This window comes from Stenotrophomonas sp. STEN038 (assembly GCF_056759895.1).
In genome coordinates this window covers 31,853-54,919 of sequence record NZ_JBRRDW010000009.1, presented here as the reverse complement: position 1 = coordinate 54,919, position 23,067 = coordinate 31,853, and the positions used below count along the sequence as shown (strand labels likewise).

Here is a 23,067-nt window from a genome sequence, read left to right as displayed (position 1 = left end):
CGGCTGTCCACGTGCGGCCGCAACGGCCCGACAGCACCTTTGAAGTACTCGCCAGGGACAACCCCACACCCTTCTCAGTCCGCTTGATTCCCCGCCCGGGGAAGGAGCCAACCGTATGGATCGTAAGCGCCGTTTTGGAAAGACACCGGTTACCTTGTTGGCAACCGCCATTGCTTCGGTATTGACTGCTCCCCTCGCCTTCGCCCAGTCCGCACCAGCGGCCGCCGAGGCCACCCAGCTGGATGCAGTGAACGTCACTGGCTACCGCCAGAGCCTGCAGAAATCGCTGGATGAAAAGCGTTACACCACCGAACAGGTGGACGCGATCTTCGCCGAGGACATCGGCAAATTCCCCGACCAGAATCTCGCCGAGTCGCTGCAGCGTATCGCTGGCGTATCGATTGATCGCGAAGGCGGCGAAGGCCAGCGCATCTCGATCCGTGGCCTGGGTGCGGACTTCACCCGCGTGCGCCTCAACGGCCTGGAAGCATTGGCCACAGCCGGCAACGGCAGCAGCGGCGTCAACCGCAGCCGTGGTTTCGATTTCAATACCTTCGCTTCCGAGCTCTTCAGCCAGGTCAAGGTCAACAAGACCCAGTCGGCGCAGATGGATGAAGGCTCGCTGGGTTCGACCGTCGACCTGCGTGGCTCGCGGCCATTCGATTTCGCCGGCTTCCAGGCCTCGGCCTCGGCACAGGCCGGTTATGGCGAGCTCTCGGAGAAATTCGATCCGCGCTTCTCCGGGCTGATCAGCAATACCTGGGCCGATGGCCGCTTCGGTGCCCTGTTGTCGGGCTCGTACAGCAAGCGCAACGTCTACGAGGAAGGCTACAACCCGGTGCGTTGGGAGCACGGCAACCACCGCAACTCCAACCAGTCCACCGCCGCCAACAACGGTACCTACGGCTTCTGTTCGCCGGTGGGCTACAACCCGCAGACACCGCGTAATCCGGCGTCGAATGAAACCCCGGCCGGCAGTGGCAGCCAGGCCAACCAGGACCGCAACAACGGCTGGGGCAGCTATGGCATCAGCGCCACCCATTGCGGCAACGGTTTGCCGCGCCCGGCCAATACGCCGGAGAACATCGCCGCCTACGAGACCGCGACCAATGCCTGGATTCCGCGCTACCCGCGCTATATCCGCACCGCGCATGAGATCGAGCGGCTGGGCGTAACCGGTGCATTCCAGTTCCGCGTTTCCGATGACACCTTGCTCAGCTTCGATGCGATGTATTCGAAGTTGGACAAGGAGCAGCGCGAAGATTCCATCGGCGCCAACCTGCACCGCGCCGCCAACCTCGGTGGCAAAACCCAGATCGTGGTGCGCGAGGCCGAAGTGGATGCGCAGAACCGACTGATCTACGGCGTGTTCGACAACGTCGATTTCCGCACCGAATCGAGCCTGATCGAGGAATCGACCACCTTCCAGCAATACAGCTTGAACCTTGAGCATCACTTCAACGATGCGGTGAAGCTGGAAGCCGTGCTCGGCCACTCCAGCTCGGATTACGAACGCCCGGTGTTCTCGTTGGTGAGCTTCGACAACAGCAATGTCGATGGCTTCGTGATGGACATGCGCAACGGCGGCGACATGCCGAACATGACCTTGCCGTTTGCCTTGAACGACCCGGCGGCATGGTCGTGGCTGGGCTATGGCGCGGTGCCGGTCAACAGCAACGGTACCGCGCGCGGCAGCAACATCAGCGAAGTGCGCTTGAACCCGAGCTACGTCAACAACGCCTTCGACACCGCCAAGATCGACCTGCAGTTCAACATCAACCCGACCTTTACCCTGCGTACCGGCCTTGCCTATAAGGACTACGACATGGAGTCGGAGGAATACCGCCACATCAGCTACGGCCGCCTGGCCCAGGCCTTGCCGGCGGGTGTCACCGTCGGTGACCTGAGCACAACGCTGACCGGCTTCGGCAAGAACCTGTCCGGCAATGTGCCGAACGGTTGGCTGATCCCGGATTTCGGCAAGATCGCCGAGCTGCTCAACATCAACTGCAATTGCGATACCGGCGTGCAGGGCGGCGATTACCGCTTGGCTGGTGTTGGTCACTTCGGTGCTTCCAACAACAATTTCGAGGTCAACGAGCGCAGCCTCGGCGGCTACCTGCAGTTGGACTTCAATACCGAGCTGTGGGACCGCGCTTTCCGTGGCAACCTCGGTGTGCGCGTGGTCAACACCCAGATCAACGCATCGGGCTGGGCGCCATGCAACGCAGCGACGTCGGGTAACAATTCGGCCAACTGCGAATCGTTCTTCGGTGTCGCCAGTGCGACGGCTGCCGCCGGCGAACGCTCGCTGGTGCGCTCGGTGGTCAACCACAGCTACCAGGACGTGCTGCCATCCTTGAACCTGGCCTGGGACGTGGCCGAGAACGTGGTGCTGCGCTTCGGCGCGGCCAAGACCATGGCACGACCGACGCTTGCCTACCTGTCACCCAGCGTCAGCGGCGGACCCACCGGTTACTTCGATGATGGCCGCGTGTTCGCGATCAACCTTGGCAATCCCAAGCTCGATCCGTTCCGCTCGACCAACTACGACCTGAGCGCGGAGTGGTACTTCGGTGATGGCGGCCTGTTGTCTGCTGCGTTGTTCTACAAGGACATCGACAGCTACGTGCAGCGCACCCGCCTGCTGACCACCTGGGGCGACATGGGCTACTCGCTGGACCTGCTGCCGGCTGGCTTCACCGCCGACACCGTGTTCAACGTGCAGAGCTACTACAACACCCCGGGCGGCCCCCTGAAGGGCTACGAGTTGAGTTACCAGCAGCCGTTTACCTTCCTGCCCGGCATCTGGAGCAAGTTCGGCATCCAGCTCAACTACACGCACGTCGAGTCGAGCATCAAATACATGTTCAGCTCGGCCGGCAACAGCAATACCAGCATCACCACCACCTTCACCGACAACGACCTGGTCAACCTGTCGCCGAATTCGTACAACGCCACTTTGTACTATGACGACGGCAAGTTCAGCGCCCGCGTATCCACCAGCTACCGTGACGGCTACATCGGCGAGATCCTCAGCCAGGAAAGCGTCTGGGACCTGGACGGCAATCAGTTCGCAACGCCGGATGTGACCGGCAAGAACAGCGTGCGCAACGTCGACTTCAACATGTCGTACAAGGTCAACAAGAAGCTGTCGCTGACCTTCGAGGCGATCAACCTGCTCGACACCCCGGACGAGCGCTATGTGGACTCGTCACGGCAGATGGCCGACCGCTACACCGTTACCGGTCGCCAGTACTACGTCGGCGCGCGCTATAAGTTCTGAGATGAAACATACGCACGGCCAATGCAGTAACACCGGGATGCCAGCACGCTGGCGTCCCGGTGCGCGCAGGAGGATGCGATGAGGCGATTATGGTTGTCGACAGCGCTGTTGATCAGCGCGGGCTGGAGCTTCCCGGCGGCGCATGCGGCCACGCCGCGCACCGAAGCAGAGGCCGAGAACATGTTGCTGCTGCAGACCGCCTCCGGCGGTTGGTCCAAGCAATACCAGGGCGAGGCGGTGGACTACCAGCACGTATTCAGCGCCGACGAGCGCACGGCGTTGCAGGCCCCGGATCGATTGGATGACGCCAACATCGACAACAAGTCGACCACGCGTGAGATCCGCCATCTGCTGCAGGCCTGGAAAGACACCGGCAACGCCGCCTACCTGAGCGCCGCACAGCGCGGCGTGGACTATCTGCTGGCCGCGCAATACGCCAATGGCGGCTGGCCGCAGTACTACCCCGAGCGCTCGCTGTACCGGCATCAGATCACCTTCAACGACGACGCGATGACGCGGGTGCTGGATCTGTTGCAGGACATCGCCGAAGGCGTGCCCGCGGTTGCGGGCTTGCCGCCGGACTATGCGGGCAAGGCCAACGCCGCCTTGCAGCGCGGTCTGCAGAATGTATTGGCCACGCAGGTGCGCATGGATGGCCGGCTTTCCATCTGGGCAGCGCAATACGACGAGGTCAGCCTGCAACCGGCCAAGGCGCGTTCCTACGAACTGCCATCGCTTGCGGTATCCGAGTCGGTGGGCGTGCTGCGGCTGTTGATGCGCCAGCCCGAGCCGAACTCACAGACCATCGAAGCCATCGAAGCCGGCCTGCACTGGCTGCAGGCCAATGCCTTGCCGGGCTTGGCTATGCGCAAAGTTGAAGCACCGGAACAGCCCAGTGGCAAGGACGTGCTTATAGAACATTTGGCAGGCGCAAGGTTGTGGGCACGCTTCTACGATCTGGACCAGGGGCGGCCGATGTTCGTCAATCGCGAGGGCGAACGCGTGGCGCGTTTCGCGGATATTCCGAACGAACGCCGGGTCGGTTATGCCTGGTACGGCGTGTGGCCTGAGCAGTTGCTGGTGCGGGAGTGGCCGAAGTGGGCGCAGCGGCATGGGCGGAAGATGCCGGAGCGAACGTGAAGCCAGGCCCTTCTCCCTCCGGGAGAAGGTGGCCCGAAGGGCCGGATGAGGGTAAGGCAGTTGCAGTCAACCGATTTGGAACGAGTTAGACAATGAACCAGAAAGCCGTGTTGCGTCCCACCCACCTCGCCTGCGTGCTGGGCCTGTTGTTGGCACCGCTGAGCGCAGTCGCGCAGTCGCCTGGGCTGTTGTTCCGCGTATCGGCGGACAAGGGCTTCGTCGCCGACAGCGCAGGTGGCGACGCAACACCGAACTTCCAGGACAAGGTCAGCCTTGTTGATGACGGCGCGCATGGCCGCGCCATCCAGTGGCAGGACGACGGCGTGCTGTCATGGAATGCGCCCGGCAACATTCAGGCCGAGCGCGGCACCTTGTCGTTCTTCTGGCGCTCGCGCTATGCGGTGGGCGAAACCCCGTTCGTGATCTTCCGCGTCGGCTACGCCGACCACAGCAGCTGGGACATGGCCTGGCTGCGCATCGACTGGAACGGGCATGGCTTCGATGCCTTCGTTACCGATGCCAACCTGGCCCGCACCCGCGTCTCGTTCAAACTCGACAGGAATCCGTCGCCCGAACAATGGCAGCACATCGCCTTCGCCTGGGACGAGGACAAGGGCGTCAAGCTGTTCGTCGATGGCCGCGAGGTCGCGCAGGCGGCCACCACCGGCGACTACGACGCAGCGCTCGATCAGCTCGGCCTCGCTGGCCGGGTGATGGCGCCCTACCAGGTGCAGAGCCGCTACAACTTCCTGCGTGGCAGCGACTTCGACGAGATCCGCGTCTACGACCGCATGCTCGATGGCGCCGGTGTTGCCGCGCTTGCGCGCAATGCCGAGCCGCGCAGCGCCGAGGGCGGCAGCGCCTCGCAACGCGCCTGGTGGCACCGCTATGGCTGGGAAGGTGCCGCACCGCCGGCACTGAGCGCGCCGACTACAAGCATCCGCAAGGTCGAGTTCGCGGACGTAAAAGACAAGCTGCAGTGGATGTGGAAGGGCACTGACGGTATTGCCGAAACCACCTGGCCGGGCGTCTACAACCGCTCGCGCCTGCCCGGGCGCAATGATTACTTCCAGCTGCCGGACTGGAACACCTATGTGGAAGGTGGCCAGCAACTCGACCTGACGGTTCCCGCAGGCGAGCACATCAATCGCATCGAGATCCGCGGCGCCGCCTACGGCGAGCTGAAAGGCACGGCCGGCACCCTGTTCAAGCGTCCGCAAGGCGTGGTGCGTAGCGTGGACAGCTTCGCCGACCAGGTCGGTGGCACCCTGCATTTCCACAACACCGCGCAGGAAACGCCGATCCAGGAGATTTGGGGCTACCAGGTCAGCGACGCGGTCGAGCCGGAAGGCACGGTCAAGCAGCGCTACCAGATCGACAGCAGCGTGCTGCCGGATTACACCAATATCGCCAGCCTGCGTGACTACATCGACGGCCGCTTCGCGCCGGATGAGCGCAGCACGGTGATGGCGCTGCCCAAGGGCGCAGGCTCGCGCAAGCGCGCTGCCGACAGCCTGCCGAGCAAGCCGATGCCGATCGTGCACGTGCTGATTCCGTCCGGCGTCGGCGATGCACCGGCCGCGCAGCCGCTGATCCGCAGCTGGGCGCATAGCTGGGAGAACATGTACGACGGTCTCGATGGTGTTGCGATCGATATCCCTGCCCTGGACCTGCCGGCGACGCATGACGGTCTGATCCCGCTGAACATCCGCATCAAGGACCCTATCTGGCCGGCGCGCGACATGATTGACGTGTCGGTGTCGGTGAAGCCGGGGGAAGCACGCACGCTGTGGCTGGACCTGCGCGACCGCATTCTCACCGCCGACAGCCTGTGGATCTCGGTAGCCTCGGCTGCGCCCGGCTTCAATGCCGCATCGCTGGACGGCGCCGAAGTACGCTTGGTGTTCAAGGAACGCAAGGAGGCGATCAAGCAGCACGTCGCCGATCGCTTCAACCAGGTGCGTGACAACTGGGGCTTCCTGGTCGAGGAGCACACCACCTCCAAGCGCCAGCGTTTGTACTCACGCGTCTATGCCGATCTGAGTGATCTGCTGCGGGTCGATCCGGACCATGAGCTGGGCCGCCTGTATTGGAATTACATCAGCTACAACAGCCAGGGCAAGCCACCGTTCGAGCAGCCGCAGGCGCCGAAGGGCGTACCGTTGTGGGCGTTCCGTCAGGTTGAAGACCTGAAGTACGTGCGCCGCTTTGTCGACTGGTGGATCGAGAATCGTCAGGTTGCTTACGGCGATTTCGGCGGCGGCATTTCCGATGACAGCGACCTGACCCAACAGTGGCCGGGACTGGCACTGATGGGCGTGGAGCCCGAGCGCCTGAATCGCTCGCTGACGGCACTCTCCGATGCGGTTTACCGCAACGGCATGTTCTCCAATGGCCTGAGCACCATCGAGACCGATGAGCTGCACGCCTACGAGGAGGGCATCAATACCAACAGCGCGATGCTCTACCTCAACTGGGGCGATCCGCTGACCGTCGAGCGCCTGATGGAGACGGTGAAGGCCTTCGACGAACGCATCATCCTGCGCAACCCGCAGGGCAACCTGCTGTTCTCCAGCAACTGGTTTGGCGGCAACAAGGTTTACCGCGAGCCGAACTGGCAATGGCAGAAGCCATACTCGTTCCCGGCGCTGCACCCGGCTTTCCTGATGGGTGAGTACAACGCCGATCCCACCGGCCGCAAACTGGTCACCGGTCTGGCTGACGGCTATCTGGCCCACGCCTACAAGGACGACAAGGGCCGCTTCACCCTGCCCAACGAGATCAACTGGGCCACGGGCAAGACCCGCGGCGGCGAGTTGAACCAGGGCTCGGGCAGTGGCGATCTGATGCACACCTTCTGGGCCGCGTGGCGCTGGACCGGCGATGCCAAGTACCTGCAGGCGCTGGATTACCGCGTGGTGCGTGGTGGGCCGGGCGTGCTCTCCAACCTCGGCGAGAACTACGTCGATGTGCTGGGCAGGCAGCAGGACTGGGGCAAGCAGCTGGTGGCCGATGCCGACAAGGGTGGCAGTGCTTTTGCTGCGATCAGTGCCTGGCAGCAGACCGGTGACAAGAAGTACCTGGAAACGCTGCACGCCGACGGCATCCAGGCCAAGGCGCAGCGTGAGTACATGAACACCGAAGGCCACTGGTGGAGCGACCGCGTCGAAGCACCGAGCGAGTTCCTGCAGCGCCTGCGCCTGGGTGGCATCGGCCTGAAGCGCAACCAGAGCTGGCCGGGGCATACGGTGAGCTGGCAGTTCGCCCAGCCTGAGGGTGCCGAACAGGTCGCCTTGCTGGTGCATGCGCCGTCACGTGAGCGCTTCAAGGTGATTGCCTACAACCTTGGCAATACGCCGCTCGACGCGACCATGACCGGTTGGAACATCGCCGCCGGCACCTGGCGGATCCGCAGTGGCGTGGACCGCGATGGCGATGATGTGATCGACGGCAAGGTGGAGGTTCGCGAGGTGTTGCTGGAGAAAAGCCTCGGTACGCCGCTGCGGTTTGCGCCGAAGCAGAGCCAGGTATTCGAGTTCGAGCTGGTGACGCCGGGCACGCCGGTGGAGACACGCGCGGACCTGGGCATTGGCCGCGGCGATCTGAAGATCGAGGGTGAGCGCGTGCAGTTGACCGTGCACAGCCTGGGGCATGTCGGGACTGGCGCTGGTTATGCGGTGCTTGAAGATGCGCGCGGTCGTGAGGTCGCCCGGGTTGCGGTGCCTGCATTGGAAGCGCCGCTGGATCTGTCGCCGCGGACGGCGACGGTGGAGCTGCAGATGCCGGCCGGGTTCAAGCGCGAGGGCGCGAGTGTGCGGGTTGGTTTGGATGGGGATGGCGCTGAGGTGACGAAGCTCAATAACCGGCTGCCGCTGCAGTGATTGTTCAAGCCCCTCTCCCGAAGGAGGGGCTTTGCCAACTGTAGTGCCGAGCCATGCTCGGCAAAGGCCTTACCGGTAATGCCCTATGCCGAGCATGGCTCGGCACTACAGGTGTTGCTTGCATTGCCGGCTTCGCGGCTTACGCCGCTCCTGCAAAAGCGGCCAGCTCAGGCATCCAGGCCCAGCTCTTTGCACTCACGCGCATACCAGCGTGGCGCATCATCGATCGGCTGGAAAACGTGGCTGCGCTCCATCACGCGCTGGTAGACGTGCACCGAGATCGCAATCCGTTCGGCGTCGCTGTTGCGCAGCGTATGGAATTCATCCGGCGGAATCAGGTTGCCGGCGCTGCCCTTGCAGCCGTGCAGGCACTCCCGTGGCGCGAACTGGTAGCGTTCACCATCGCGCTCCAGCATCCGGTACGGGGTGATCTCGAGCGTGCCCTGCCACACGCCTTCCACGCACCACAGGCCGTCGTGGTCATGCAGTGGCGTGCCCTGCCCCGGCCCCCAGGTCATGGCAATGATGCTGTAGCCATGTTCCGGGCTGCGGTAGATCTCGCGGCGGGCGTAGTGGTCATGCACCGGTGCGTGTACGCAGGCCGGCAGCACGATCTGCGGATCGCGGATGGCGCGTTCCAGCACAGCCTGCACCTGGGCGACCGTGCTGTGGGTATCGCTGGCCTGTAGGGCGGCGTCGATACCGTCCAGCAGGCGCTGGCGACCAGCGAATTCGGGATGCGGCGATTGCAATGTCATCACCGCAGTCTAGGCAAGGCAGGTAAAGATTCCGTTGAAACTATCTGCCAACCAGCTCAGAAGGTGCCGCGCTGGATGAAGGGTGCCTGCTGATAAAGCTGGCGTTCGCCGCCACGGGGGTCGTCCATCTGCCGGCTTTGTGTGTCGAACAGCATGGTTTGTCTGCGTTCCAGCCCGTATTGCTGCCAGTGCGGCAGGCCCGCGTGGTTCGGATCGCCGTGCCGTGCGAAGGCCAGCAAGGCATCACTCATCGTGTCGGCGAGCTGCTGCATCGCCGCACCATTGCCGGTGCGCGAGCCGGGCTGGCTGTTGTTGTGGAACACCAGCGGGATGTCCAGCGTATGGAAGGCGCGCAGCCTGGCGGCGTCGCCATCGCGGTCGTAACCGTCCAGCTGGTACGCCCAGGTCGGTGCGCCCTGGCGCGCACGCGCTTCCAGTTCTTCCACCGCACCGCGCCAGGAGCGGCCAGCGGTGGTGGCGGCGAAGAATACTTCCGACGGTGTGTACTGCGGATACAGGCGGCGGTATTCGGCGATCACCACCGAAGGCAGCAAGTCCACGTATTGCTGGGCTTCGAGCTTGGCCGGCAGCTCCTCCCAGCTCAGTTCGAAATTCTTCGGATCGTTGCCGAGGAAGGCACGGGTTTCGTCGTGGGTGTTGCCGATCACCATCGGGATCGATGCTGATTGCCGAGGCGCTTGCGGCCAGAATGGATGCACCGGCAGGTTGCGCGCATCCAGCACCGGGCCGACGTAAAGGCTGCTGTTCTCCACACGCGAGGGATCGCGCACTTTCACCGCCTCCAGCAGCTGCTGCATCGGCATGCGCCGCAATGCCTCGGGATCGGCCTTGAGGTGTTCGAGCACCAGCTGCGCGCGTTGTGTGGCAGCGCGGGGGCCGGCGGCGGTGGCCTGCTGGCCGCTCATCGTCCAGGCGCGGTGGAACAGGCCCTTGGCTGCCGGCATCGCCATAAGCGTGGCGATCTTGGCGCCGCCGCCGGATTGGCCGAACACGGTGACGTTGTCGGCATCACCGCCAAATTCGGCGGCGTGCTGGCGCACCCACTGCAGCGCCTGGATCAGGTCGAGCTGGCCGACATTGCCGGAGTCCTTGAAGGTCTCATCGCCGAGCTGGGCCAGATACAGGTAGCCGAACAGGTTGAGGCGGTGATTGACCGTCACCACCACCACGTCGCCGCGTCGGCTCAAGTTGCCGCCGTCGTAGAGCGGGTCGCTGCCGGAGCCGTTGTTGTAGGCGCCGCCGTGGATATAGAACAGGATCGGCCGCTTGCCGCCGTCACGCAGTGCTGGCGTCCACACGTTGAGGTAGAGGCAGTCCTCGCTGCCCGGGCCTTCGCTGCCGGTTTGCGGGGCCGCGGCTGCGTAGTCGAGCGCATCGCGTATGCCGCGCCAGGCTTGTTCCTGCAGGGCGGACTGGAAGCGGCGTGGTGCGGTGTCGGCGCCGTAGGGGATGCCGCGGAATACGTGTGTGCCGTTCTCGGTCTGGCCGGCGAGGCGGCCGCTGCGGATGCGGGCGATGGGACTGGTGCCGGTGTTTGCCCAGCTGGAGTTGTTGAGGGTGGCAAGGCTGGTTGCTGCGGCCAGCAGGGTGGTTTGCTGGAGGAAGCTGCGGCGGGCTGGGTTGTTTGGGGTTTGCGGCATGGTGGTTGTCTTCTAGCAGGCGGCTGATTGGTGCGAGGGGCTGATGGTTTCCCCCTCTCCCCAACCCCTCTCCCGCGAGGGGAGAGGGGCTCTGGAGCGCTACTTCGGTTGTTGTTGCGATGCCATCCAGCTCAAGGCCAGTTGTGGCCATGCCGCTGTCGTGAGGCCTACCGTGCCGCGTGTACCGAAGCCGTGGCCGCCGTGTGGGAACAGGTGCATTTCGCTGCTGACGTTTGCACTGCGCAGGCTGTTGTAGAAAAGGAGGCTGTTGCCTACCGGTACGACGTCGTCATCGGCGGCGTGCAGCAGGAAGCTTGGCGGTGTGTCGGCACGGACCTGCAGCTGCATCGAGTACTGCTGCAGCAGTTCGTCGCTGGGCGCGCTGCCGAGCAGGCGGTCGCGTGAGCCTGCATGCACGTCGTCGCCGCGCATCGTGATGACCGGGTACATCAGCAGCTGGAAGTCGGGGCGTGCGCTTTCCGCGTCGATTGCGTCGCTGTGCGGATAGACGTTGCGGTCAAAGCCGTTGCCCAACCGCGCGGCCAGGTGGCCGCCGGCCGAGAAACCCATCGTGCCGATACGCTGCGGGTCCAGGCCCCAGTCCTTGGCGTGGCGGCGGATCAGCCGCAATGCACGCTGCGCATCGGCCAGTGCCGCTTCGCGGTCGGTACGGCCTTCGCCGGGTAGCCGGTAGCGCAGCACGAACAGGGTCACTCCGCCCTGTTCCACCAGGGCCGGCACCAGCGCCGTGCCTTCCTTGTCCAGCACGACGCGCTGATAGCCGCCGCCGGGGATCACCAGCAAGGCGCTGCCATTGGGCTTGGCCGGGCGATACGCCACCAGATAGGGCGCGCTGACATGGTCGATATAGCGGTCCGGCAACGCCAGATCGCTGCTGCGTTCGACGATGCGCTGCGCCTGCGACAGCGGCTTGTCCCCCGGTGCCATGCCCTGCGGCCATAGCGCGATACGGTCAGCCGACCCTGCTGCGGGTTCACCATCGGTGGCGGCCACTACGGTTGCCGGAAGTAGTCCGACAAAAGTGGCGAAAGCCAGCTGCAACAAGGGTTTCAGTCGAATCATGAGCGTAGCGGTTAGGTCTTGGCTGAGGGCGTGGTACAGGTTCTGGTGCAGTGCACATTGTCAGATGACACCGGTTTACCTTATACAGCCAGTCACAGCACTGTCGATGGGCAGTGCAGCAAAGTCACCAGGAGACGCACTTGAGCAACGACCAAGGCAGCCAGCCGCAGGCGCCAGCCGCGCTGGACGAGATTGCCCGCACTTTTGTGGAAGCACGCCGCGATGGCCGTTCGCTTCCGGATTTCCCCGGTGCGATCCCGGACGACCTGGTCACCGCCTATCAGGTGCAGGATCTGGCGATCAGCCGCTGGGATGACAGCGTGGTCGGCTGGAAGGTGGGCTATATCGCCGCCGAACGCCGCGACAGCTCCGGCGACGATCGCCTGCTCGGCCCGATTTTCAAACGCAATCTCTGGAATGCTACCGGTAGCATCGTGGAGATCCCGGTATTTGAAGCCGCTGGCGGCTTTGCCGCGGTGGAGGCCGAGTACGTGCTGGAACTGCTGGCCGATGCACCGGCCGACAAGCTCGACTGGACCCCGGAAGAAGCCGAGGCGCTGCCGGCCAAGCTTTATATCGGCGTGGAAGTGGCCAGCAGCCCGCTGAAGACCATCAATGTGCTCGGTCCGCGCGTGGTGGTGTCCGATTTCGGCAACAACAACGGCCTGGTGCTGGGCGGCGAAGTGCCGAACTGGACCCGCTGCGATGAGCCGGAGCTGCGTGCGCAGACCGAGATCGACGGCGTCGTGGTCGGCATCGGTGGCGCCACTACCCTGCCCGGTGGCCTGCGTGCGGCCTATGCCTTCGCGCTGTCGCGTTCGGCCAAGCGTGGCCGGCCCTTGAAGAAGGGCGAGCTGATCGCTACCGGCAATGCCACCGGCATCCACGACATCGCCGTGGGCCAACAGGCATTGATTCGCTTCGCCGGTTACGGCGACATTTCCTGCAAGGCTGTGCCGGCTGGGTAATCCCGGCAGCCACGGTAGCAACGCGTTGGAGGGCGCTATGGTTACTCGAAGAGGATTTCTCAAAACCGGCATGGGGGCATTGGCCGTACCGGTACTTGCCGCCTGCTCTGGCGGCGGCAAGGGTGCGGCTGCTGGCAGCCAGCTGCTGACTGCTACCGATGTGCACGTGGCCGACTACCCGACGGTCACCGCGGTGAAGTGGATCGGCGAACAGCTGCTGCGTGAAACCGGCGGCCGCCTGGGTTTGAACCAGTTCCACTCCGGCCAGCTCGGCCGTGAGTCCGAAGCGATCGACATGGCCCGCTTCGGTGCCATCGACATCACCCGCGTCTATTCCGGCGCGCTCAACAATGCGTTCCCGCTGACCCGCGCGCTGTGCCTGCCGTATGTCTTCGACTCAGTCGACCATATGCGCCGCGCGCTCGATGGCGGTATTGCCGATGCAGTGCTGCAGGGCTTTGAGAGCCGCGAACTGGTCGGCCTGGCGGTCTATGACTCCGGTGCGCGCAGCTTCTACAACACCAAGCACCCGATCATCACGCCCAAGGACCTGCACGGCTTGAAGCTGCGCGTGGCCAGCTCGGACATCTTCCTGCAGCTGATGCGCCTGTTCGGTGCCAACCCCACGCCGATGTCGCTGGGCGACACGTTCTCCGGCATGGAGACGCACATGATCGACGGCGCCGAGAACAACATGCGCAGCTTCCATTCCAGCCGTCATTTCGAGGCCGCGCATTACTGGTCGGAAAGCCAGCACTCGTACGCGCCGGACATCCTGCTGATGTCGCGCCGCAGCCTGGATGCGTTGACCCCGTCCGATCGTCGTCTGGTGATCGATCTGGCGCGGCAATCCGTGCAGGTGATGCGCACCGCCTGGGACGCATCCGAAGACAAGGCCCGCGAGGCGGTACTGGCGTCCGGTGTGAAGTCGAATGCGGTCGACATGCCGGCATTCCGCGCCGCTGCCGAACCGCTGCTGCGTGACTACCTGCAGCAGGCTGATATCGCCGCGCTGCACCGTCGCATCCGCGACTTCGCCTGAGGGGGCCGTACCGATGTCTGATTCCAACGTACAAGCGGCCCCGGCAGGACTCCAGCGCGTGCTGGAGAAAGTTGCCGACGTGGTCATCTACATCGCCGTCGCCGCCCTGCTCGGGCTGGTGGTGGTGCAGGGCTGGCAGGTCTTCGCCCGCTACGTGATCAATGATTCACCGAGCTGGACCGAGCCGGTCACGCTGTTGCTGTTGAGCACGACGATGAGCATGGGTGCTGCGGCCGGTGTGTATACCAACCGCCATTTCGGCTTCTTCCTGCTGGCCGAGCAGATGCATCCGCTGGTCAAGCGCCTGATCGATGCGCTGGTGCCGCTGATCGTCGGCACCATCGGCGGCTTCCTCGCCTGGTGGGGTTGGGTGCTGTGGCTGGACGGCCTGCACATCAAGACCGCCGGTGCCAACCTGCCGCAGAGCGTGAACTACCTGCCGTTGAGCGTCGGTGGTGCGCTGATGGCGGTGTTCGCACTCAATCGCCTGCTGTTGTCGCTGCGCGCAGGCGCCGGCACCGCTGCCAACGCTGCTGAAGGGGACCGCTGAGTCATGGGTATCGCTATTCTTTTCCTCGTGTTCGGCGTGCTGCTGTTGATCGGCGTGCCGGTGGCCTATGCGCTTGCCGCTGCCGCGTTGGCCACCCTGCTGTATCTGGATATCCCCAGCATCGTGCTGGTGCAGCAGATTTCCGCCGGTACCGGCTCGGCTTCGCTGATCGCCATTCCGCTTTTCATCTTTGCCGGTGAAATCATGATGCGCGGCGGTATTTCCGAGCGTCTGATTTCCCTTGCGTCGTCGCTGGTCGGGCGCATGCGCGGCGGCCTGGGCCAGGTCTCGATCCTGTCCTCGCTGTTCTTCGGCGGCGTGTCCGGTTCGGCAATCGCCGACGTGTCGGCGGTTGGCGGCACGATGATCCCGCAGATGGTCAAGCGCGGTTACGACCGTGACTTCGCGGTCAACGTCAGCATCACCGCCGCGCTGGTGGCGCTGCTGGTACCGCCCTCGCACAACCTGATCCTGTTCTCGGCCGCGGCCGGTGGTGGCCTGTCCATTGCCGATCTGTTCGCCGCAGGCATCGTGCCGGCCTTGTTGATGACGCTGGTGCTGATGATCACCGGTTACGTGGTCGCGCGCCGTCGTGGTTACGGCGTGGAAGCCTTCCCGGGCTGGCGCGCGGTGCTGCTGCGGCTGGTTGCCGCCCTGCCCGGCCTCGGCCTGGTTGGCCTGATCTTCTTCGGTATCCGCGCCGGCATTTTCACCGCGGTGGAATCGGCGGCCATCGCCGTGGTCTACGCCTTGCTGGTGACCACCGTGCTGTACCGCCAGCTGCGCATCAAGGAGTTCTTCGAAACCGTCATCCATGCGGCGCGCAGCACCGGCGTGATCCTGTTCGTAATCGCCACCGCTGCGGTGTTCGGCTGGTTGCTGGCCTACCTGCAGGTGCCTGCAGCGGCGGTGGACTTCCTGCAGTCGTTCGCGCACAGCAAGTACATGGTGCTGTTGATGATCGTGGTGATGCTGCTGTTGCTGGGCACCTTCATGGACCTGGCGCCGATGATCCTGATCTGCACGCCGATCTTCCTGCCGGTGGCCAAGGCCTATGGCATCGATCCGATCCACTTCGGTCTGGTGCTGGTGCTGACCGGTGGCCTCGGCCTGGTCACGCCGCCGGTGGGCTCGGTGCTGTTCATCGGTACCGCCATCGGCAAGATCAGCGTCGGCGAAAGCATGAAGACCATCTGGCCGTTCTGGATGGCCGGCCTGCTGGTGCTGTTGATCGTGACCTTCTTCCCCGAACTGTCGCTATGGCTGCCGGCCCTGCTGCGTAGCTGATGCATGCACGCTGCGGACAGGTTCGCGCCTGTCCGCAGCCGTGGTTTGACGCTGGCGTATCTGCCGCGCCTTCAACCTGGAGATGTCGATGAACGTGACCCGTACCCTGGCCGCGCTGGCCACCGCATGCCTGTTGGCCGCCGTGCCTGCCTGGGCCGCCGATGCACCGATCAGCCCGAAGCGTGGCATCGAGCACCAGCGCATGGCCGATCTGGGCAATGGCAGCTTCCTCAACCCGGTGCTGGCCGGCGACCACCCGGATCCGTCGGTGCTCAAGGACGGTGATGATTACTACCTCACCCTGTCCTCCTTCGACGCCTACCCGGGCCTGCCGATCTGGCACTCTCGCGACCTGGTCAACTGGCAGCCGCTGGGCCATGCCATCACCACCAACGTCGGCGCGATCTGGGCGCCGGACATCATCAAGCACGACAGTCGCTACTTCATCTATTTCCCGGCACGCACCGGCGATTCACGCAGCAACTTCGTGGTCTGGGCCGACGACATCAAGGGCCCGTGGAGCGAACCGATCGACATTGGCCTGTCCGGTTACATCGATCCCGGTCACGCGGTCGGCGAGGACGGCAAACGCTACCTGTTCCTGTCCGGCGGCGACTACGTGCAGATCAGCGACGACGGCCTGAGCGTGGTCGGCAAGCCCAGGCACGTCTATGACGGCTGGCGTTACCCGGAAAGCTGGGACGTGGAGTCGTATGCGCAGGAAGGCCCGAAGATCAGCCAGCGCAATGGCTGGTACTACATGACCACCGCGGTCGGCGGCACTGCCGGTCCACCGACCGGGCATATGGTCATCACCGCACGCTCGCGCTCGATCCACGGGCCGTGGGAGAACGCGCCGAACAATCCCATCACCCGCACCGTCGATCGCGCCGAGCCATGGTGGTCGCGTGGCCATGCCACCCTGATCGAGGGCACCGATGGCCGCGGCTGGATGATGTACCACGGCTACGAGAACGGTTACTGGACGCTGGGCCGGCAGATGCTGCTGGAACCGATCGAGTGGACCGACGATGGTTGGTTCGTGGCCAAGGGCGGCGATCTGGGGGCGCCGCTGCACAAACCTTCCGGCGAGGCGCTGCCGCATGGCATGGCGCTGTCCGATGACTTCAAGGGCGGCAAGCTCGGCCCGCAATGGTCGTTCTTCAACCCGACCCGCGAGGAGTACCAGCGGCTCTCCTTCGACAAGGACGGCATGAGCCTGCAGGGCAAGGGCACGACCCCGCGTGACAGCTCACCGCTGACTGCCATTGCCGGCGACGTCGCCTATCAGTTCGAAGTGGAAATGGACATCGAGCCGGGTGCCTTCGGCGGCGCCCTGCTGTATTACAGCGACCGCCTGTATGCCGGCGTGGGCAGCAATGGCGAGCAGTTCATCCTGCACCGCTACGGCGAGGAGCGCCCGACCCGGCCCCAGCCCAGCGCCAGCGGCGGCAAGCTGTGGCTGCGGGTCACCAACAACCGCCACATCCTCACCATCCACACTTCCAAGGACGGCCACAGCTGGCAGAAGTATCCTGTTCAGATGGAAGTCTCCGGCTACCATCACAATGTGGCGGGGAAATTCCTTGCACTGAAGCCGGCCATCTATGCCGCCGGCAACGGCAAGGTCCACTTCCGCCAGTTCCGCTACCGTGCTCTGGATTGAGTGCGGCCCGATAGAATGCCCGTCATGAACGGTTTCAAGGACATCGCCTTGCGCAAGAAAGCCGACGCCGCCACCACGCCCCAGTCACTGGGGCGGCCCGCAACCATCAACGACATCGCGCGGCTGTCGGGTGTTTCCAAGAAGACGGTCTCGCGGATCATCAACAACTCACCGCTGGTGCGCAAAGACACCCGCGACAAGGTTGAAGCGCTGATGCGCGAGGTCGGCTACACGCCTGATCCGCTGGCGCGTGGGCTCGCGTTCCGGCGTTCGTTCCTGATCGGCATGGTCTACGACAACCCCACCGCGCAATACGTGGTGGACATGCAGAACGGCGCGCTGGATGCATTGCGCGGTTCCAGCTTCGAGCTGGTGGTGCACCCCTGCGACACCCGCAGCCCCGGCTATATCGAGGGCGTGAAGCGCTTCGTGCAGCAGCAGAAGCTGCATGGCGTGATCCTGGTGCCGCGTGCCTCGGAAGACCAGGCACTGGCCGACATGCTGGACGAGATCGGTTGCCGCTTCACCCGCATCGCCGCCCTGCCGCTGGATGAAACCTCGCAGATGGTGATCACCCATGACCGCGACGGCGCCGCCGAAGCGGCCGATTACCTGCTGTCGCTGGGCCACCGCGACATCGCCCTGATTACCGGCCCCACCGCCTATCGCTCCGCGCACGAACGCACCTCGGGCTTTCTGGAAGCGCTGGAACGGCGTGGCATCGAGCTGCCGCCGGCACGCATCATCGAGGCCGGTTACACCTTCGAATCGGGTGTGGCCGCGGCCGAGAAACTGCTGCTGGGCAAGCAGCGCCCGACTGCGATCTTCACCGGTAACGATGAAATGGCTGCCGGCGTCTACAAGGTTGCCATGCGTGCCGGCATCAACATTCCACGCGAGTTGTCGATCGTCGGTTACGACGACAGCCCGCTGGCGTCGCGCCTGTGGCCATCGCTGACCTCGGTGCGCCGCAACACTCGTGACACCGGGAGAACAGCGGCTGCGATGCTGATCCAGCCGGAGGGCAAGACCGCCATGCCGATGGCCAGCGTGCGCCCGCATCTGATCGTGCGCGATTCCTGCCAGCCGCCGCAGGACTGATCGCCCCCAAGTTTTTGTTTTGCAAAGGAAACCACTTATCTTGCAGTGCAAAATGACACCGGTTTCCATAATTGGCTAGAATCGCCCGGCAGGCCCGCGGATTGCAGCGGCGGGCCACTGGACAGATGCGCTGACCGGGACCGCCCCGGCGCCATCGCCCCGCTCCGGCACCCGCCGCCGGCAGCACTACCGAACTACCGCTCTGGGAGAGGAACAGCATGACGAATCCATTCAGTCTCGAAGGCAAGGTCGCCCTGGTAACCGGTGCCAATACCGGTCTGGGCCAGGGCATCGCGCTGGCGCTGGCCGCCGCCGGTGCCGATATTGCCGGCGCCGGCATCGTCCCGGCCGACGAGACCGCCGAGAAGGTGCGCGCGCTGGGCCGCCGTTTCCTCAACATCGAAGCCAACCTGATCAGCATCGAGCCGGTCGAGCGCGTGGTTGCCGAGACAGTTGCAGGCCTGGGCCGCCTGGATATCCTGGTCAACAACGCCGGCCTGATCCGTCGCGCCGACGCGGTGGATTTCAGCGAGAAGGATTGGGACGACGTGATGAACGTCAACATCAAGTCCGCGTTCTTCATGAGCCAGGCAGCCGGCAAGCATTTCATCGCCCAGGGCAGCGGCAAGATCATCAACATCGCCTCGATGCTGTCCTTCCAGGGTGGCGTGCGGGTGCCGTCGTATACCGCTTCCAAGAGCGGCATTGCCGGCATCACCCGCCTGCTGGCCAATGAGTGGGCAGGCAAGGGCGTGACCATCAACGCCATCGCCCCGGGTTACATGGCTACCGACAACACCGCGCAGCTGCGTGCTGATGAAGACCGCAACAAGGCGATCCTGGACCGCATCCCGGCCGGCCGCTGGGGCAAGCCGGAAGACCTGGGCGGTACGGCAGTGTTCCTGGCTTCGAGCGCGTCGGATTACGTCAACGGCGCGATCATTCCGGTGGATGGTGGTTGGTTGGCGCGCTGAGGATTGAAGGTGGTGAAGCGGAAGCTGAAAGGCAGGCACGAAGCGTAAAGCTGAAAAGCCAGGAGCGCCCTCACCCCTACCCCTCTCCCGCAGGCGGGAGAGGGGAAAGCAAGAGCCAAGGCAGGAGCAGAAGCAACAGCCAAAGCCAAAGCCAAAGCAACAGCCGAAGCAACAGCCAAAGCAACAGCCAAAGCAACAGCCGAAGCAACAGCTAAAGCAACAGCTAAAGCAACAGCCGAAGCAACAGCTAAAGCAACAGCCGAAGCCGAAGCCGAAGCAACAGTCCAAGCAGAAGCAGAAGCCCAAGCAGAAGCCCAAGCAGAAGCAAAGGTAGAAGCAAAGGCAGAAGCAAAGGCAGAAGCAAAGGCAGGCGCGACAGCGATAGCGAGCGCAGGCAGCCAAGCTGCAGTCGCGCGCGGCACAGATTTCCCTTCTCCCGCATGCGGGAGAAGGTGCCCCGAAGGGGCGGATGAGGGGAGCTTTTGCTTCTGCTTCCACCTCATCACCAACAACGTTTCCCCCTAATCGAGAGTCACGCAATGAAAATCGCATTGATGCAGGAGTTCAGCCAGGCCGCCAAGAACCCGGTGGTGCTGGAACAGCTCAACACCGTCGCCGCCGCACAGGGCCACGACGTGTTCAACGTTGGCATGGACGGTGACAACGATCACCGCCTGACCTACATCCACCTCGGCATCTGCGCCGCGTTGCTGCTCAACGCCAAGGCCGTGGATTTCGTGGTTGCCGGCTGCGGCACCGGGCAGGGCGCGATGATGTCGCTCAATGCATGGCCGGGCGTGTTCTGCGGCTACTGCATCGAGCCGACCGATGCCTTCCTGTTCGCACAGGTCAACAGCGGCAACGCGCTGGCCCTGCCGTTCGCCAAGGGCTTCGGCTGGGGCGCGGAAATCAACATCCGCTACATCTTCGAGAAGGCATTTGCCGGTGAGCGCGGCCAGGGTTACCCGGCTGAGCGCAAGGAATCGCAGATGGCCAATGCCGGCATCCTGGCGCAGGTGAAGCAGGGCGCCTCCAAGGATTTCGTCGAAGGCCTGAAGTCCATCGACCAGGAACTGGTGAAGCAGGCCGTCGGCGGCGAGCGCTTCCAGAAGGCGTTCTTCGACAACGCGCAGGACGAGAACATCGTCGCCTACGTGAAGAGCGTGCTGGGCAAGTAAGCCCACGCGTGCGGTAGCGCCCTTGCGGGCAGACAAGGGCGCCTGCGGGCGCCTTTGTTGTTTGTGGATATCGATGCACCCAACGGCACATTCGCAATGTTGGATACCAGCCCTTCTCCCCTTGCGGGAGAAGGTGCCCGAAGGGCGGAAGAGGGGAGGCGTGCGCAGCACGCATGCTTCTTGGTGCTGGAACTCATCAAGCCAGCGATCTTCGATCGCCCCCTCTCCCCAACCCCTCTCCCGCAAGGGGAGAGGGACTTTAAGGCGAACAGCAAAGCATGAAGACCTCAGCATTTTTCCTCATCGCCCTTTGCGCTCTCTTTTCCAGCGCCCGCGCCAACGAATCCGCCCACCGCGTCTTCATAGCCGCAGACTCAACCGCCGCCAGCTACGGCCCCGAACGCGCGCCACAAGCGGGCTGGGGCCAGATGCTGCAGAGCTGGTTTGACGACAGCCAATGGCAGGTGCGCAACCACGCCGTCGGCGGTCGCAGCACCCGCAGCTTCATCAACGAAGGACGGCTGGATGCAATCGAGAAAGAGCTGCAACCCGGCGACGTATTGCTGATCCAGTTCGGCCACAACGACGCCAAGCTGGAAGACGCTACGCGCTACACCAATCCAGACAGCGACTATCAACAGTTCCTCTCACGCTACATCGCCGCTGCACGTGCGAAAGGCGCAACGCCCATCCTGATCACGCCGGTCGCACGCCTGCTCTACGATTTCGGTGCGTTGCTCGACACGCACGGTCGCTACACGCTTGCAATGAAGCAGGTCGCCAAAGCGCAGGACGTGCAGCTGATTGATCTCAATGCCAGTTCGATGGCGTGGATACGCGCGCTGGGCGAGCAGGGCGCCAAGCCCTACTTCATGTTCGTGCCCGAGCAGAACAAAGCCGATGGCACCCATTTCAGCGTTGCCGGTGCAACCGCGGTGGCGTGCCTGGTGATGCGCGGTTGGGTGGACATCGCGCCGCAACTGAAGCCCACGCTCAAGCGCGATATCGACTGTGGTGCGATCACTGCGGGGCAGGGCGTGGTCGCTTCCACGCCAAGTGCTGCCGCACCTGTTGTTGCAACGCCAAAGCGGGAGGCAGGCAATACCTACGGTTCACAGGTCATCCGCGAACAGGACATCGGCCGCCAGCAACCTGGTCCGCACGGTGGTGCCGGACCGACCACCGCCTATTCGTTCTTCGCCGACGTAAGCGATCTGCCGTTCGTGATGCGCAAGCGCGTGCTGCACAAAGGCGCAGGCATCGGCCTGCATCCGCAGCACAAGGACGAGATCTATTACATCGTCAGCGGGCGTGGTCTCTATGTGCTGGACGGAAAACAATACGAAGTCGCTCCAGGGCATGCCTTGCTCACCCGCAGCGGCAGCAGCCATGCCCTGCAACAAATGGGTGAAGATGACCTGGTGGTGATGCTGGCGTATCCAGCAGCGCGTTGACTGCGCAGTTCGGGGGCAATGTCTGGCTCATCGCCGCGATGCCCGGCTGCGGCATCGTCCCAATGTTGCTGTTTCATCGGCACCTTCGTGCAGGCCAACGCTGCCATGGCCGGGCTGGCTTGACACGGCCACGGGCCGCCCCCAATGTGCCGTCCCTAGGGGCTTCCGATCCAGATGAACGTCGGCGCTGCGTAAGCAGACGCCGGCGACGCGCGTCCTGCGGGCGCGGCGGTTCGGCTCAGGAAGAATGGAATACGCACCATCCAGGATGGAAACCGATGAAGAAGCACAGCCTTGCCGTACTCGTTCCGTTGTTGCTGCTGACTGCCGGCGCTGCCGATGCGCAGTCCATTTCAGAGGGTTGGGCTGCCTATCGCGCCCAGCAGACCGCACCCACCGCTGTAACGCCAGCGCAGCCTCAAGTGGCCGGCGAGGCCGCGCCGCAGGTGACTTCCGATTCGCCCATCACCCAGACACCGGCAGCGGCACCCGCACCCGCACCCGCACCGCAATGGGGCGGCCCATCGCCCAAGCGCGAACAGCCGCAACATGGCTTCTTCGTCGGCGTGCAGGGTGGTGCTGGCTGGGTCTATGAGGATGCTGACCAACGTGCGGTTTCCGCCAGTGCGGGCTATCGCTGGCAGATCGAAGATTTCGCCCAGGTGGGTATCGAGCTTGGTGCAGGCAAGCTGCGGGAAACGCACGAGAAGGACTTTCTGGTGCCTGAGGTCAGGTTCACCAACATCGGTGCGAATGCGCGTTTCAGCTTCGGCAGGAACAGTGCCTGGTTTGGCACCGTGCGTGCTGGCTACTGGCGCGCCAAGTCGGATGATTACTGGGGAAAAGTCAGTACCGATGGTCTTTACGGAGGCGTGGGCGTTGGTGTGGACGTCAGCCGCCACTTCAACCTGCAACTGATGTACACCGGCTACCTGTACTCGGCGGACTACAACTACAACGACGAAGAGTACGAAGTGAATGGCGCCGACACGCTCACTCTGGGTGCGGAAGTCCGCTTCTGATTGCCTGCACGCCGGT

The 23,067-nt window shown here is 63.9% G+C and carries 17 protein-coding genes; 13 read left to right on the top strand and 4 right to left on the bottom strand.

What is annotated here, in order from left to right; genetic code table 11:
* Positions 1 to 115 precede the first annotated feature (115 nt).
* From ACVOLS_RS05575 to ACVOLS_RS05565, 3 genes are all read left to right on the top strand, one after another.
* The gene (locus ACVOLS_RS05575) at positions 116 to 3,286 is read left to right on the top strand and encodes a TonB-dependent receptor (RefSeq protein WP_481544817.1); all 3,171 of its coding nucleotides are present in this window, start codon (positions 116 to 118) and stop codon (positions 3,284 to 3,286) included.
* Between the two features lie 78 nt (positions 3,287 to 3,364).
* Positions 3,365 to 4,426, top strand: a complete 1,062-nt coding sequence (gene pelA / locus ACVOLS_RS05570; RefSeq protein ID WP_481544816.1) for a pectate lyase — start codon at positions 3,365 to 3,367, stop codon at positions 4,424 to 4,426.
* A 92-nt stretch (positions 4,427 to 4,518) separates the two neighbouring features.
* Complete coding sequence (locus ACVOLS_RS05565) at positions 4,519 to 8,307, top strand: LamG-like jellyroll fold domain-containing protein (protein ID WP_481544815.1); 3,789 nt, start codon at positions 4,519 to 4,521, stop codon at positions 8,305 to 8,307.
* 167 nt (positions 8,308 to 8,474) lie between these two features.
* Here ACVOLS_RS05565 and ACVOLS_RS05560 read toward each other — a convergent pair whose 3' ends face one another.
* The 3 genes from ACVOLS_RS05560 to ACVOLS_RS05550 form a co-directional block, all read right to left on the bottom strand.
* Positions 8,475 to 9,065 carry a cysteine dioxygenase family protein gene (locus ACVOLS_RS05560; protein WP_481544814.1) on the bottom strand — a complete coding sequence of 197 codons (591 nt, stop codon included), beginning with the start codon at positions 9,063 to 9,065 and terminating at the stop codon, positions 8,475 to 8,477.
* A 56-nt stretch (positions 9,066 to 9,121) separates the two neighbouring features.
* Positions 9,122 to 10,726, bottom strand: coding sequence for a carboxylesterase/lipase family protein (locus ACVOLS_RS05555; protein WP_481544813.1), 1,605 nt, complete (start codon positions 10,724 to 10,726; stop codon positions 9,122 to 9,124).
* Between the two features lie 99 nt (positions 10,727 to 10,825).
* Positions 10,826 to 11,809 (bottom strand): alpha/beta hydrolase, encoded by a 984-nt coding sequence (locus ACVOLS_RS05550; RefSeq protein ID WP_481544812.1) that lies wholly within the window; start codon positions 11,807 to 11,809, stop codon positions 10,826 to 10,828.
* Between the two features lie 140 nt (positions 11,810 to 11,949).
* Between ACVOLS_RS05550 and ACVOLS_RS05545 the strand changes: the two genes are divergently transcribed.
* The 7 genes from ACVOLS_RS05545 (at position 11,950) to kduD (ending at position 19,397) form a co-directional block, all read left to right on the top strand.
* On the top strand, positions 11,950 to 12,777 hold the full coding sequence (locus ACVOLS_RS05545; protein ID WP_481544811.1) for a 2-keto-4-pentenoate hydratase: 828 nt from the start codon (positions 11,950 to 11,952) through the stop codon (positions 12,775 to 12,777).
* Between the two features lie 37 nt (positions 12,778 to 12,814).
* Positions 12,815 to 13,819, top strand: a complete 1,005-nt coding sequence (locus ACVOLS_RS05540) for a TRAP transporter substrate-binding protein (RefSeq protein WP_481544810.1) — start codon at positions 12,815 to 12,817, stop codon at positions 13,817 to 13,819.
* Positions 13,820 to 13,832: 13 nt separating this feature from the next.
* Positions 13,833 to 14,369 (top strand): TRAP transporter small permease, encoded by a 537-nt coding sequence (locus tag ACVOLS_RS05535; RefSeq protein ID WP_481544809.1) that lies wholly within the window; start codon positions 13,833 to 13,835, stop codon positions 14,367 to 14,369.
* A 3-nt stretch (positions 14,370 to 14,372) separates the two neighbouring features.
* Complete coding sequence (locus ACVOLS_RS05530; RefSeq protein WP_481544808.1) at positions 14,373 to 15,656, top strand: TRAP transporter large permease; 1,284 nt, start codon at positions 14,373 to 14,375, stop codon at positions 15,654 to 15,656.
* 88 nt (positions 15,657 to 15,744) lie between these two features.
* Positions 15,745 to 17,322 (top strand): family 43 glycosylhydrolase, encoded by a 1,578-nt coding sequence (locus ACVOLS_RS05525; RefSeq protein ID WP_481544807.1) that lies wholly within the window; start codon positions 15,745 to 15,747, stop codon positions 17,320 to 17,322.
* A gap of 24 nt (positions 17,323 to 17,346) precedes the next feature.
* Positions 17,347 to 18,423, top strand: a complete 1,077-nt coding sequence (locus ACVOLS_RS05520) for a LacI family DNA-binding transcriptional regulator (protein WP_481544806.1) — start codon at positions 17,347 to 17,349, stop codon at positions 18,421 to 18,423.
* Between the two features lie 218 nt (positions 18,424 to 18,641).
* Positions 18,642 to 19,397 (top strand): 2-dehydro-3-deoxy-D-gluconate 5-dehydrogenase KduD, encoded by a 756-nt coding sequence (kduD, locus tag ACVOLS_RS05515; RefSeq protein ID WP_282270993.1) that lies wholly within the window; start codon positions 18,642 to 18,644, stop codon positions 19,395 to 19,397.
* On the opposite strand, the gene ACVOLS_RS05510 is transcribed toward kduD, so the two are convergent.
* A complete protein-coding gene (locus ACVOLS_RS05510) occupies positions 19,346 to 19,819 on the bottom strand; it encodes a hypothetical protein (protein ID WP_481544805.1) in 474 nt (157 codons plus the stop codon). The two genes, kduD and ACVOLS_RS05510, sit on opposite strands and share 52 nt — an antisense overlap.
* 117 nt (positions 19,820 to 19,936) lie before the next feature.
* Here ACVOLS_RS05510 and ACVOLS_RS05505 point away from each other — a divergent pair, with 117 nt between their 5' ends.
* The 3 genes from ACVOLS_RS05505 to ACVOLS_RS05495 all read left to right on the top strand — a co-directional run bounded on the left by ACVOLS_RS05505 (position 19,937) and on the right by ACVOLS_RS05495 (position 23,051).
* A complete protein-coding gene (locus tag ACVOLS_RS05505; RefSeq protein ID WP_282270991.1) occupies positions 19,937 to 20,575 on the top strand; it encodes an RpiB/LacA/LacB family sugar-phosphate isomerase in 639 nt (212 codons plus the stop codon).
* A 278-nt stretch (positions 20,576 to 20,853) separates the two neighbouring features.
* Positions 20,854 to 22,029, top strand: a complete 1,176-nt coding sequence (locus ACVOLS_RS05500) for a GDSL-type esterase/lipase family protein (RefSeq protein WP_481544804.1) — start codon at positions 20,854 to 20,856, stop codon at positions 22,027 to 22,029.
* Positions 22,030 to 22,307: 278 nt separating this feature from the next.
* Positions 22,308 to 23,051: an outer membrane beta-barrel protein gene (locus ACVOLS_RS05495; RefSeq protein ID WP_481544803.1), complete on the top strand. Its 744-nt coding sequence runs from the start codon at positions 22,308 to 22,310 to the stop codon at positions 23,049 to 23,051.
* The last annotated feature ends 16 nt before the right edge of the window (positions 23,052 to 23,067 follow it).